General features: G+C 72.3%; 12 protein-coding genes. 4 read left to right on the forward strand and 8 right to left on the reverse strand.

Annotated elements, in window-relative coordinates; genetic code table 11:
* Nucleotides 1–233: 233 nt before the first annotated feature.
* The 8 genes from E1289_RS07680 to E1289_RS07720 all read right to left on the reverse strand — a co-directional run bounded on the left by E1289_RS07680 (nt 234) and on the right by E1289_RS07720 (nt 8,589).
* Complete coding sequence (locus E1289_RS07680; protein WP_131976773.1) at nt 234–416, reverse strand: hypothetical protein; 183 nt, start codon at nt 414–416, stop codon at nt 234–236.
* Between the two features lie 825 nt (nt 417–1,241).
* Entirely contained in the window at nt 1,242–1,817 is a 576-nt protein-coding gene (locus tag E1289_RS07690; RefSeq protein WP_207928852.1) for a PH domain-containing protein, read from the reverse strand.
* Nucleotides 1,818–2,220: 403 nt separating this feature from the next.
* Nucleotides 2,221–3,471, reverse strand: a complete 1,251-nt coding sequence (locus E1289_RS07695) for an ABC transporter substrate-binding protein (RefSeq protein WP_131976775.1) — start codon at nt 3,469–3,471, stop codon at nt 2,221–2,223.
* The gene (locus E1289_RS07700) at nt 3,468–4,571 is read right to left on the reverse strand and encodes a branched-chain amino acid ABC transporter permease (protein WP_243712682.1); all 1,104 of its coding nucleotides are present in this window, start codon (nt 4,569–4,571) and stop codon (nt 3,468–3,470) included. The genes E1289_RS07695 and E1289_RS07700 overlap by 4 nt, the downstream gene beginning before the upstream one ends.
* Nucleotides 4,564–5,451, reverse strand: a complete 888-nt coding sequence (locus E1289_RS07705) for a branched-chain amino acid ABC transporter permease (RefSeq protein ID WP_131976777.1) — start codon at nt 5,449–5,451, stop codon at nt 4,564–4,566. Before E1289_RS07705 ends, E1289_RS07700 begins: the two co-directional genes overlap by 8 nt.
* A complete protein-coding gene (locus E1289_RS07710) occupies nt 5,448–6,215 on the reverse strand; it encodes an ABC transporter ATP-binding protein (RefSeq protein WP_131976877.1) in 768 nt (255 codons plus the stop codon). Before E1289_RS07710 ends, E1289_RS07705 begins: the two co-directional genes overlap by 4 nt.
* A gap of 74 nt (nt 6,216–6,289) precedes the next feature.
* Complete coding sequence (locus E1289_RS07715; protein WP_131976779.1) at nt 6,290–7,066, reverse strand: ABC transporter ATP-binding protein; 777 nt, start codon at nt 7,064–7,066, stop codon at nt 6,290–6,292.
* Entirely contained in the window at nt 7,063–8,589 is a 1,527-nt protein-coding gene (locus tag E1289_RS07720) for a long-chain fatty acid--CoA ligase (RefSeq protein WP_131976781.1), read from the reverse strand. Before E1289_RS07720 ends, E1289_RS07715 begins: the two co-directional genes overlap by 4 nt.
* Nucleotides 8,590–8,721: 132 nt before the next feature.
* On the opposite strand from E1289_RS07720, the gene E1289_RS07725 reads away from it, so the two are divergent.
* From E1289_RS07725 to E1289_RS07740, 4 genes are all read left to right on the forward strand, one after another.
* Entirely contained in the window at nt 8,722–9,903 is a 1,182-nt protein-coding gene (locus E1289_RS07725) for a helix-turn-helix domain-containing protein (RefSeq protein ID WP_131976783.1), read from the forward strand.
* 109 nt (nt 9,904–10,012) lie between these two features.
* Nucleotides 10,013–11,179, forward strand: coding sequence for a helix-turn-helix domain-containing protein (locus tag E1289_RS07730; protein ID WP_131976785.1), 1,167 nt, complete (start codon nt 10,013–10,015; stop codon nt 11,177–11,179).
* A gap of 88 nt (nt 11,180–11,267) precedes the next feature.
* Nucleotides 11,268–12,110, forward strand: coding sequence for an acetylxylan esterase (locus E1289_RS07735; protein WP_131976787.1), 843 nt, complete (start codon nt 11,268–11,270; stop codon nt 12,108–12,110).
* Between the two features lie 79 nt (nt 12,111–12,189).
* Nucleotides 12,190–13,038, forward strand: coding sequence for an SGNH/GDSL hydrolase family protein (locus E1289_RS07740; protein WP_131976789.1), 849 nt, complete (start codon nt 12,190–12,192; stop codon nt 13,036–13,038).
* Nucleotides 13,039–13,096 lie beyond the last annotated feature (58 nt).

The following is a 13,096-nucleotide window of genomic DNA, read 5'->3' on the forward strand; positions in this document are numbered from 1 at the left end:
ACCTCGAGGCAGTCGCGGGAAAACAGTGCCCGGGTGGGGACCTCGGGGTCACGCAGGTGCTGGTAGAGCGGATGTGCACGATGGGCAGGCGGGAGAGCACGGCCACGTCGATCAGGCGCGGGTCGTTACCGTCGACGCCCGCGACGTGCGGGTAAGCCGCCCGGCCTCCGAGGGACCGGGCCCGGAAGTGCTTGAGAGTGTCGATGTTCTCGACCTCGTGCAGGCACAAGATGTCAGCGTCCAGTTCCTGGACGGCGGCGCCGGTGAGGCGCCTTACCGGTCATCGACAGTGGGTGAAAGACGGTCTTCTCGACCGTCCAGCCTTCCTTGTTGGCCTCCTGCGGGTCGATGCCCTCACCGAACCTGAACCGCGCGAACAGATTTTCGACGTTGAACGTCGCGACCCGAATCGCCACGACTGCCCCATTCACCCATAAGCCCGTGTCACCAGCGGCGCAGTCGCTGCAGGCAACACGACTATGCCTCCCGGCCCCAGGGTGAAGCCAGGCTGGCGCACCCGGTGACGTAGAAATCCTGCAACCAGCCCGCGGATAGTTGGTTATGGATGTGACACCCGAAGTGGTTCTCGGGCGTAGCAACACCACGGCCCCGCCGACGAGCCGAAGCCCGATGAGTCAAGCTGACCAGCACGTCCTCGACCAGAACCTGTCCCCCGCGACCCGAGGGGCAGGCCCCGGCAGCAACCCGAGCCCCTCGTCCTAGATCTGCCGTCGTGCGGCAGGAAGCCGACCCACGTGCTGGCAGCACGTTCGGGCGCCGGGGTCAATCCCGGCGTCCTAGAGAATCTCCCACACGGTAGAGGCGGCGACCTTTACCCCCAGCACCAGTAGTTCGCCGTGCATGCACCTATATCCCTAGCTCGGGTTCTCACGGACCAGGCGCAGCACCAAGAGGCGGATGGAACGCACGGTCAGCGGCCGGCCAGGTCGCTTCGGCCTGGACCGGGCGGCATGTCGGCCAACGATCAGGGCACGGTGCCCGCGCAACACCGTGTCCGGACGCACCAGCACCCGCACCGGCGCAGCGCCTCAGGCGTCAGACGGTGCAGCAGTACCGCCAGGAACGCCCGGCCGGTCTCAGTGAACCGCACTTCCGACGACACCAGAGTGGGCCTGTGGCCTCGTTTGCCGAGCGGGCTGCGAGCCGATCTGCTGCGGTCGACGGTCAAGACGACGGCCGAGGCCGACGCGATCTGCGGTGCCTCTCACCTACGTCCGCCTTCACAGGCGCGCCAGGATCTCGGCCTTCTTTGCCTCGAATTCCTCGTCGGTGACCACTCCGGCCTCGCGCAGCTGCCCGAGCCGCTCCAGTAGCTCGATCGGCGACTGCCCCGCAGGGGCCACCGCCCGGGGGCCTGGTTCGGCGGTCGGTGTCGGCGCCGATGCGGATGCCGCCTGGCCTGCGTCGCGGTCGGCCAGGCGCCCCCGGATCGCATCCGCGATCGCCTTCCCGTCCTTCTTCAGCATGTTGCCGATCTCAGCCTTGTTCCCGGACGCGAACACGGTCAGCGAGCCTTGGAGCACCCCCGAAGACCACTGCACGGAGGAGATCTTCTCCATCGGGAAGTCTTCAGTGATCTGCCGGGTCCAGCCATCCTTCAAAAACAGCAGTCTGCGGTCGGTCAGCGCGACTAGGCCAGTCCCCGGCCCGTAGGTGCCAGCGGACATCAACTCGACCCGCTCGCCATCCCACAGATGCGCAGCCAAGCGGCGGATCTCGCGGTTTGCGCCGAGCCGTCCCTCCATGCGCTCCTTGGCGGCGGCGATGTCCGAGCGCAGTTCCTCATTGTTGCCCATGACGCCCTCCAAAGGCGGTGACGCTCTGGCCTCACCGTATGACCGACGAGCCGCCTCACGGCAGGGATGCCCGCATCCGGACACATCACGCCCCCAGGGGAACTGCCCCATGCCCGCCCTCGCCAGGACGTCCGGGCCGCTTCATGCAGTGGTGTGTGTGCTCAGCAACCGCCCCGTCGATCAACAACGCCTGCGCAGTTCTGGTGTGTATCCCGCAGGGGGCACCTTCCGCGGGCCAGCGCAGCAAGCCGCTGACCAGTGCAGACACCACGAGATCGGGCGGGCCTCAGTTCAACTGGGGCCCGCCCGATCTCATTGTCCAGCGCTGCTTACCTGAGACGCACGAGAGAGGCGCCAGGTCTCTCCGTCGCGGCGCGGGGGCCGGACGTGGCGGATCGAGCGGTCAGGGGGTCTTGTAGCCGGTCGCGAGTTTCGAGGTCACGGGGTCTCCGACGGTGATGAGGCCGCCTTCGGCCTTTGCGTCGGGGCGCTGGATGAACGACTTGCGGGTGCCGACCTGGCCCACCTTGGAGAAGTCCAGCGGCGCGGCAATGCCGCCGCTGTCGAAGGCGGTCTCGGCGCGGTGTGCCTTCAGGATGCCCTCCCTGGTGAGGTCCTTGGCGGCGCACGCGTCCTTGAGCGCCTCACCGAACACCTTCGCCGCGACGTAGCCGAACGAGACGCCGTTGTCGAGCGCGTGCCCGGGGTACTTCGCCTTGTAGGCGCCGGTCAGTGCCTTCATCCCGGGGGCGCTGGAGTTCGGCGCCTGGAACTCGTTGACCAGGTAGAAGTTCTTCTGAAGTGCGCCGGCCGCCGGGGTGCCGAGCAACTGCGGCGCGTAGCCGGGGTTGCTGGCGACGATCGGCACGTCGAAGCCGCTCGCCGCCGCGACGCCCGCGAGCGACGCGGCCTGCTTCGGGCCCGCGCTGAGGAGGATCGCCGCGACGCCCGCGTCCTTCAACGCGGTGACCTGGGGGGTCATGTCGGTGTCGGTCGGCTTGATCTTCTGCTCGACTAGGGTGAGGCCGGTCCTGCCGGCCGCGTATCTGGATCCGGCGAGCGCGTTCTCGCCGTACTCGCCCTCGAAGTAGACATGGCCGATGCTGTCGCCCTCGTCCAGCCCCTTGCGTTCGAGCAGGAAATCGATGCCGTTGATCATCTCGATGTCGTAGGTGCCGCCGACGACCTGCACGTACTGCTGTTCGAGGAGCGTCGACGGCCAGGCGGCCGGGATCACCAGCACCTTGTCCTCGGCGATGCGGGGCAGGACCGCGCTGACGATCGGCGACCCGATCACCTGCGAGACACCGACGACCTTCGGCGCGATCTCGGTGTAGGCCGACACGCCCTTCTGCACGTCGTAGCCGTGGTCGCGGACCAGCAGCTCGACGGTCCGGCCGCAGACGCCGCCGTCGTCGTTGAGCTGGTCGAAGTAGAGCCGCTGCGCCTGGGTCAGGCTCTTGCCGAGCGAGGCGTAGACCCCGGTCAGATCGGTCAGCGCCCCAACCGTGATCGTCTCGTCGGTGACGCCGGGGCCGACCTTGACGCCGTCGTCGCCGGTCCGCCCGGAGGCGCTCCCCGACTTGCCGCTGCAGCCTGCGGCGGCCAGCGTCACGACGGCCAGGCCGACGATGAGTGAGGTTCGGATGGTCATGGGCTGGACTCCTCGGTATCCGACCGCGCGATGGCGGCCTTGCGGTGCAGGGCGGGGGCACGGCGGCGGGCAGGCGGCGGGCGCAGCCGCGCCCATCGCCCGCTGAGCCCGCCGGGCAGGAAGAGGACGGTGCCGACGACGGCGGCCCCGTAGAGGTGGCGGGCCGCGTCGGCCGGGGTGACCCCGTCTGTGCCGGGCGCGGCGACCAGCGGCAGCGCGTCGCTGTACCGGGTGAGGAGTTGCGGCAGCAGCGTCACGAACGCCGCGCCCGCGATCGCGCCGCCCACCGAGCCGAGCCCGCCGATCACGATCATCGCCAGGTATTCCAGGGAGAGGATCATGCCGAAGTAGTCCGGGACGGTCCGCTGGAAGGCCAGGGCGAGCAGCACCCCGGCGAGGCCGGCGTACATCGACGACAGCGTGAACACGCCGGACCGGACGCGCGCCACCGGGACGCCCAGGACGGCGGCGGCCGTCTGCTGGTCCCGGATCAGGTTCATGGCCCGGCCGGGCCGCCCGGCCAGCACGCCGCGGGCGAAGAACGCCGCCCCGGCGACCAGGGCGAGGCCCAGGAACCACAGTCGTTCCATGGCACCGAACGGCACGCCCAGCACGGACAGCTCGGACCGGCCGTCGAAGCCGATTCCAGGCAGTTGCAGTGCGGGGACGTCACGGCCGTTGTAGCCGCCGGTGACGCTCTCCATGTTGAACAGCAGATGCTGTCCGAGGAAGATCAGCGCCAAGGAGGCGATGCCGAGGTAGACGCCCCCGAGCCGTCCGGCGATCGGGCTGAACAGCAGCCCGGCCAGGCCGGCCGACGCGACGGCCAGCACCGCCGCCACCGGGGTGGGCAGCCCGAGCCCGGCGGTCTCCGCGGTGCCGTCCGCCGCGAAGAAGACGTACCCGTACGCGCCGACGGCCAGGAAGAACGCGTGCCCGAGGGACAGCTGCCCGGTGGAGCCGCTGAGCAGGTTCAGCCCGATCGCGCCGATCGCGGCGGCCATCGCGAAGAGGCCGGCCTGGAGCCAGGACGCGTCCAGATAGAAGGGGAGTGCGGCCAGTGCCGCCGCGCCCGCGACGAGGATGAGGCGTTCAGGCACGGGACACCTCGCGCGTGCCGAACAGTCCGGCCGGGCGCCACAGCAGGACGAGCACCATCACGGTGTAGGGCGCGACGTCGCCGAGGCCCCGGCCGAGGAACGCCAGGTCGCTCTGGTAGCCGCTCGCCAGCGACTCGGTCACCCCGATCAGGAGCCCGCCGACCAGCGCGCCCGTCGTGGAGTCGAGGCCCCCGAGGATCGCGGCGGGGAACGCCTTCAGCGCGGCGATGGAGGTGGTGCGGTCCAGGCCCGGCGTGGGGAAGGCGGTGAGGAAGACCGCCGCCACGGCGGCGAGCGCCCCGGCGACCGCCCACGCCGACATCATGGTCCGGCCGAGCCGCACCCCCATCAGCGCGGCCGTCTCGGAGTCCTCCGCGGCCGACCGCATCGCCACCCCCCACGGGGTGTACCGGAAGGCGGCGAGGAACACGCCGATGAGCAGGGCCGCCACGAGCAGCGCCGCCAGCCGGGTCTGGGCGATCGTGATCCCGCCGAGGTGGACGACCCGATCGCGCCACGGGTCGCCGAGGGACATGACGTTCGGGCCGATCCGCCGGACGAGTTCCGCGGTGAGCACGATGTCGATGCCGATGGTGGCGATGGCCAGCACGTCCCGGCGGGTGCGGCTGCGGCGCAGGAGCACGAACTCGATCAGCGCGCCGCAGGCCGCCGCCGCGCAGATCCCGGCGGCCAGCGCGCCCGCGAAGCCGAGGTCGTCGTGGGAGGTGGCGATCACGTAGGCGCCGAGCAGCAGCAGCGAGGAGTGGGCGAAGTTGACCACCTCGCTCGCCTTGAAGATGATCACGAAGCCGAGCGCGATCAGCGCGTAGACCGCGCCGAGGCTGACCCCGTTGATCAGTAGTTCCAGCAGACGCGTCAAGGGGTTTCCTCTCCCAGGTAGGCGCGCAGCACCGCGGGGTCGCGCTGGACGTCCCGCGGCGGGCCGGCGGCTATCGTGCGGCCGAAGTCGAGCACGGTGATCTCGTCGGCCAGCCGCATGACCAGGCCCATGTCGTGTTCGACGAGCAGGACGGAGATACCGAGGCCGGCGCGGACCGCGACGATCAGCTCGGCCATCTCCAGCCGTTCGGTGGCGTTCATCCCGGCCACCGGCTCGTCCAGCATCAGCAGCGACGGCTCGGCGCACAGGGCGCGGGCCAGTTCCACCCGTTTGCGGCCGCCGTAGGGCAGCGATCCGGCCGGTTCGGCCAGCCGTTCCGCGACGCCCGTGAACTCCGCGATCTCCCGGACGCGCTCGCGGTGCCGCAGTTCCTCCCGGCGTCCCCGGCGCAGCCGCAGCCCCGCCGACCAGAACCCGGTTCGCGTCATCCGGTACCGGCCGAGCATCAGGTTGTCCGCGACGCTGAGCTCCGCCGACAGCGCCAGGTTCTGGAACGTCCGTGCGATGCCCAGCCCGGCGATCTCGTGCGGTGCCAGCGACGTCAGCTCCCGGTCGCCGAACCGGACGCTCCCGGACGCGGCCCGGTAGAGGCCCGACAGCACGTTGAAGCAGGTCGACTTGCCCGCGCCGTTCGGCCCGATCACCGCGTGGACGGTGCCGGGTTCCACCGTGAACCCGATCCCGTCGAGCGCCGTCAGCCCGGCGAACCGCACCGTCAGGTCGCGGACGGTCAGCGCGGGCACGGGCGGCGGCGCCGCGGCCGCCGGGCCGGAGCCGGCCGTCCCGCCGTGCCCGCGCCCCGGCGGCGGACCCGGCGTCACGCGGACCACCTCGTGATCTGGCGGCGGGCCGCGAGCGGGGCCCGGTCGCCGGTGACGCCGAGGTAGCGGCGGCCGATCTCGTCGCCGGCGGCCAGGTCGGCCGACGGGCCGGACAGCGCGACCCGGCCGACGTCCAGCACGTAGGCGTGGGAGGACAGGCGCAGCGCCAGGGCGGCGTTCTGCTCGACCAGAAGCACGGAGACGCCCTGCTCGTTGATCTCGGTGATGGTCTCGGCGATCCGGGCGGTCAGCAGCGGCGCCAGACCCAGCGTCGGCTCGTCGAGGAGCAGCAGCTTCGGCGACGCCATGAGCGCGCGCCCCATGGCGAGCATCTGCTGCTCGCCCCCGGAGAGCAGCGAGGCCCGTTGCGCCGAGCGTTCGGCGAGCACGGGGAACAGCTTGTGGACCCGGTGGCGGGCCCGGGCCGCGTGGCGCCGGTCGGTGAGCGCGCCGGCCCGCAGGTTGTCCGCGACGGTCATCCGGCCGAACACCCGGCGCCCCTCCGGCGACTGGACGATCCCGGCGGCGACGGCCGTGTGCGGCGCGGCGCCGTCGAGGCGGCGTCCGCCGTAGCGGATCTCGCCCGACTCGACCAGCCCGCCGTGGAAGCGGAGCGTTCCGGAGACGGCGCGCATCAGCGTCGATTTGCCCGCGCCGTTCGCGCCGAGCACCGCGACGATCGAGCCGTCGGGCACCGAGAGGGACACCTCGTGCAGCGCCCGCACGGCCGCCCCGTAGGAGACCTCCAGCCCGGAGACGGTCAGCCCGCTCACCGGAGCTCCCGCTTGAGGATCTTCCCGGTCGGCCCGAGCGGCAGGCCGTCGCGGAACTCGAACAGCCGCGGGTACTTGTAGGCGGCCAGCCGCTCCCGGCACCAGGCCGACAGCTCCTCCGCCGAGACGTCCGAGCCGGCCTCGCGGACCACGACCGCCTTGATCTCCTCGCCGCGGGCGGTGTGCGGGACGCCGACGACGGCGGCGAGGCTCACCTCCGGGTGGGTGAGCAGGACGTCCTCGATCTCGCGCGGGTAGACGTTCAGGCCACCCCGGATGATCAGGTCTTTGGCCCGGTCGACGATGAAGTAGTAGCCGTCGTCGTCCCGGCGGGCGATGTCCCCGGTGCGGAACCAGCCGTCCCGGAGCACCTCGGCGGTGGCGTGGACGCGGCCGAGGTAGCCCTTCATGACGTTGTGGCCGCGGACCGCGATCTCACCGGGCCCGGCGCCGTGCACGGTGTTCCAGCCGTCGTCGATCAGCTTCATCTCGACGCCCCACACCGGCCGTCCCACCGACCCCGGCCGGATCGGGCGGCCGGGCGGGTTGAACGCCGCGATGGGCGAGGTCTCCGACAGCCCGTACCCCTCCTGGACGGGGAGGCCGAAGACCTTCTCGAACCGGTGCAGCAGCTCGACGGGCAGCGCCGCGCCGCCCGACACCGCCACTCGCAGGTGCTGGGGGACGGTCGCCGGCCGCACCTCGGCCAGCAGCGCCCAGTACATCGTCGGGACCCCGGCGAACAGCGTGACCCGTTCGGCGTCCATCACCGCCAGTGCCTCGGCGGCGTCGAACCTGGACTGGAGCACCAGCGTCGCGCCCCTGCGCAGACCCATGTTCATCAGCACGGTCTGGCCGAAGGAGTGGAACAGCGGCAGCGACACGAGGAAGGCGTCCCGGCCCGTGCGGGCGACGAGATCGTCGGCGACGACCGCGTTCAGGACCATGTTCTCGTGGCTGAGCTCGGCGCCTTTGGGCCGGCCGGTCGTGCCGCTGGTGTAGAGGACGACGGCGGTGTCGCCGGGGGCGGTCGCGGCCGTCGGGTGCTCCTCGGGCAGCCCGGCCAGCGCCGTGGGCAGCGTCTCGCCGAGCGGGTGCAGCTCAGCCTGCGGGTCCGCGGGCAGGATGACGAAGAGCCGGCAGTCGGGGGACTTCTCGAACGCGGCCCGGCCGCGCACCGCCATCGGCAGCTCCGCGGTGCCCTCGAAACAGAAGTAGGCCCGCGCCGACGAGTCGGCCAGGTGGTAGGCGATCTCGTCGGACGTCAGCAGCACGTTCAGCGGGACGACGGTCGCGCCCGCCTTCAGCACACCGAAATAGACGACCGGGAAGAACGCGACATTGGGGCAGCTCACCGCCACCCGGTCGCCGGGCTCGATCCCCCGCGCGGCCAGCAGGGCGGCGACCTGGCAGGCCAGCGCGTTCAACCGGGAATGGGACAGCCGCGCCGCGCCGCTCACCAGGGCGGTGCGGTCGGGATGCTCTCGCGCGCCGTGCTCCAGCACGGCCGACAGGTTCAGCATGGTCCTCCTCGCAACGGGACGGCACGATGGTCGGGGCGCGGGCCGATCACGGTCCATGGGCGGGCGACCCCGATCACGCGCCCAGGCCAGGGCGCTGGCACATGGCCGCGGCCGCTGCTTAGATGGCGCGCCATGACTGACCGGCGCGCCGAGATCGTGGTCTCACCCCTGCTCGCGCGGTGCGCGGGCGAACTGCTGAACGACGTGGCGGCCCTCGCCGACCACGTCTTCGAGGCGATCCTCACCGAGGACGCCTTCTACGCCGGGCTGGGCGTGGAACGGCGGGCGGACGTCCGGGTGTTCAACGAGCAGATCCTCTTCGAGCTGCTGACCTGCCTGTCCCGGGGACGGCCGATCGGTACCGACTCGACCAGGGAGAACGCGCGGCGGCGCGCCGCACAGGGCGTCCCGATCGCCTCGCTGCTGCACGCCTACCTCGTCGGCGGGCGGCTGCTGTGCGAGGCGCTGATCGGGCGGGCCAAGGTGGTGCCCGGGGTGACGCTCGAAGAGATCGCCCAGCTGACGATGACGCTGTGGGCGGTCTTCGACCTCGCGTCCCAGACCGTCAACGACGTCTACCGGGAGACGCTCGTCGAGCTGGCCCGCGACGACGAGCGCCGCCGCCTGATCCTGCTGGACGCCCTGTTCGAGGGGCGCGTCGCCGACTGGAGCACGCTCGGCGGCACCCCGCGGGCGATCGGCCTGCCGGACCGGGGCCCCTACCTGTGCGTCGTCGCCGACCGCCGCGACGCGCCCGCCCTGGAGCGGGCGCTGCAACGGCACGGCATGCGATCGGTGTGGCGGCCCCGCGCCGACCATCTGGCGGGTGTGGTCGCCCTGCCCGCCGCCGAGGACGCCGCCCGCGCGGTGCAGGCCCTCGACCGCGCGGCGTCCGGCCGGACCGGGGTGAGCCCCGCCTACCGGGGGGTGCGCGAGACCGCCGACGCGCGGCGCCTGGCCGTGCTGGCCCGCGATTCCATGCCGCCCGGCTCGCGCGGCGCCGGCACCATCGCCGACGATCCCGCCGCGGCCCTGGTGGCGGCGAGCCCCGACCTGGCCGCCCGGCTCCTCACGACCGTGCTGGACCCGGTCCTCGCCCACCCCGACCGGGAGTCGCTGCTCGAAGTCCTGTCCGCCTGGCTCGACACCGGCGGCAGCACCACCGAGGTCGCGGCCCGGCTCTACTGCCACCGCAACACCGTCCGCAACCGGCTGGACCGCGTCGCCCAGCTCACCGGCCGTTCGCCGGACCGGCCCCGCGACACCGCGGCGCTCTACGCGGCCGTCCGGGCCCTGCAGCTGAAGACGTCCTGACGGCCGTTGGGCGCACGCCCAAGCCGCGGGTTCCCGGCATGGTGCCATCGCCCATGGACCGTGGCCCGCGGCTGGGAGAGCATCGGTCTTCCCCACCCCTGGAGTCACGATGGACGAGCCGAAACTACATTTCTGGTTGGCCGATCAGGTGCCGCGGCTGGCACTGCGCATCGTGGACGAGTTCCGGCGGCAGGTGCCGTTCTACGCGCTCCAGCCGCCGGAGGTCCTGGACGGTCCGGTGCGGCTGGCCGTCGAGGCGAACCTGCGGATGGTCGTGCAGACCCTCCGGCAGTGCCGGGCGCCGAGTGTCGAGGAACAGGCGGAGATCATCAGCTGGTCGGCGCGGCGGGCCGAGGAGGGCGTCCCGCTGGAGGCGGCCCTGGCGGCCTACCACCTGGCGATCGAGGTGTGCTGGCGGGCGGCGGCCGAGGAGGCCGGGCCGGCCGATGCGGGCGACCTCCAGGAATTCGGGCTGCACCTGCTCGGCTACCTGCGCTCGGTCGTGCCGGCCGTGACGCTCGCGCACGTCCAGGAACAGCAGCAGTTGTACGGCGAACGGCGGGAGGCGCGGCAGGCCCTGGTCACCGCCCTGCTGAACGGCGACCGCGCGCGGGGACTGGCCGTGCGGGCGGGGGTCGCGCTCGCCACCGAGTACACGGTGGTCGTGCTGCGGCTGGGCGGCGCGGCCCCGGAGCCGGGCGACGTGCGGCCGCTGCTGCGGGCGCTGGAGACGACGCTGAACGCGCACGCCCGGTCGCACGTCCTGGCCTCGTTCGACGAGAACGGCGGCACGATGCTGCTGCCGGGGAGCGGGGATCACCGCCTCGAAGACCTCGTCGCGCTGCTCGGCGGGGCGGCGGGGCGGCCCGCGACCGCCGCCCACGCGACGGCCGCGGCGCCGGCGGAGATCCCGGCCGCCGCCGACGAGGCCCGCGAGGTCGCCGCGCTGGTCGTCCGGCTGCGCCGCCCGCCCGGCCTGTACCGGATCGAGGACGTCCTGCTGGAGTACCAGCTGTCCAGGCCCGGGCACGGGCTGGCCAAGCTCGCGGCCCAGCTCGACGCGATCCGGGACCGGCCCGACCTGATGGAGACGCTGCGGGCGGTGGCCGTCCACGGCAACAACCGGCGGCAGGCGGCGCTCGACCTGCACGTCCACCGCAACACCCTCGACTACCGGCTGCGCCGCATCGCCGCGCTGACCGGCCTCGACCCGGCCGACCCCGACGCCTCCCGGCTGCTCGCCGCCGCCCTGACCGCCCTGGACCTGACCCGCTGACCGTTGGGCGAACGCACAACCGGTGAACGGCGACTTTGCCGCGATTGCGGACAGACAACACCCCGGCACCCGTTCACCATGTGCGTCTATGAAGACAAGAGGACCCGCCCTGCTGGCGGCCGTCGCGCTGACGGTCTCCCTCCTGCAGGGCACCGCCGCCGCGGACACCACCCCCAACGGAATCCCGAGCGTCGGCCACGCGTGGGCCGACCGCGGACCCTACGACGTCCACGTGGACATCGAGGCGGTCACCACCTTCTACCGCCCCGCCGACATGGGAGCGCACGGCGAGAAGCACCCCGTGATCATCTGGGGCAACGGCACGTTCGTCGTGCCCGGCGTCTACAGCGCCCTGCTCCGGCACTGGGCCAGCCACGGCTTCATCGTCGCCGCGTCCAACTCCACCCAGGCCAACACCGGGATCAGCATGCGCCTCGGCATCGACACCCTGACGAGGCGCAACGCCGACCCGGGCAGCGTCTACCACCAGAGGGTCGACCTGGGCCGCATCGCCTCGGCCGGCCACTCCCAGGGCGGCGCTGGCGCGATCAACGCCGCGGTCGACCCCCGGGTCGACGCGGTCGTCGGGATCGAGCCCGGTCCCCTCACCGACCCCGACCTGATCGACGAGCCGACCCTCTACATGGCCGGCGAGAAGGACAGCATCGTCTTCCCGTTCATGGTGAAGGCCCTCTACAACGACTCGGACCACATCCCGGCCGTGTACGCGGAACTGCGCGGAGCCGACCACCTCACCGCGGCCTGGGGCGGCGGAGGGTTCCGCGGCCCGGCCACCGCCTGGCTGCGCCACTGGCTGATGGACGACCCGAACGCCCGGCCCGAGTTCTTCGGCCCCTCCTGCGGCTTCTGCTCCGACACCCGGTGGTCGGACTGGCGCCGCAACACCAAGGCCCTCCAGATCCCAGGCTGACCGTCCCCTCTCCCGGCCGACCGTTCCCTCTCCCGGCGGAACCGCCCGCCGGGAGAGGCCCATTCCGAAAGGCCACCCCATGATCCGACGGCTGATCGCCGGTCTGGCGTCCGGCGCCTGCGCCCTCGCCCTCGCCGCCCCCGCCCACGCCCACGCCGGTGCCCGCGCCATCGACTACGTCGCCCTCGGCGACTCGGCCGCGGCCGGTCCCCTCATCCCCCGGCAGGACCCGAGCCGGCCCGGCTGCTTCCGCTCGCACCGCAACTATCCGTCCCTGACGGCCGCCGCCCTCAACGTCCGCTCGTTCACGGACGTGACGTGCTCCAGCGCCGAGACGACCGACCTGACCGAACCCCAGAAGACTCTGCTGGGTACGGTCCCGCCGCAGTTCGACGCCCTCACGGAGGGAACCGACCTGGTCACCGTCCACCTCGGGGCCAATGACATCTCGATGTTCCGGCTGGTCGCCCACTGCCTCGCCCTGGGAGTGAACCCCGCACCGTGCCGGGACGACTACCAGGAGGACGGCCGGGACGCGTGGGAGGCCAAGATCAGTGCCCTCGCGCCCAGGATCGACGGGATGCTGCGCGGTATCCGCGAGCGCGCCCCGCACGCCCGCATCGTGGTCGTCGGCTACCCCGCCTACCTGCCACACGACGGCTGCTACCCGACCGTCCCGATCCTGCCGGGAGACGCCGCCTACGTGAAGCGGACCGTCGACCGGCTGAACACGATGCTCGCCCAGCGGGCCGGCACCGCCGGAGCCGGCTTCGTCGATCTCGCCGCGCGGGGCTCGGGGCACACCGCCTGCGCCTCCCCGGCCGACCGGTGGGTCGAGCCCTACCTTCCGGCCAGCCTCGCGGTCCCGTTCCACCCGAACGCCACGGGGATGCGGGCCTTCGCGCGGATCCTGGTCTCCGAGCTCTGAGGAGCGCCCGGCCCACCTCGTCCGAGGTGGGCCGGGCCGACGGCGGAGGCGGCCCGTT

It is taken from the genome of Actinomadura sp. 6K520 (genome assembly GCF_004349245.1).
In the GTDB taxonomy this organism is placed as follows: Bacteria; Actinomycetota; Actinomycetes; order Streptosporangiales; family Streptosporangiaceae; genus Spirillospora.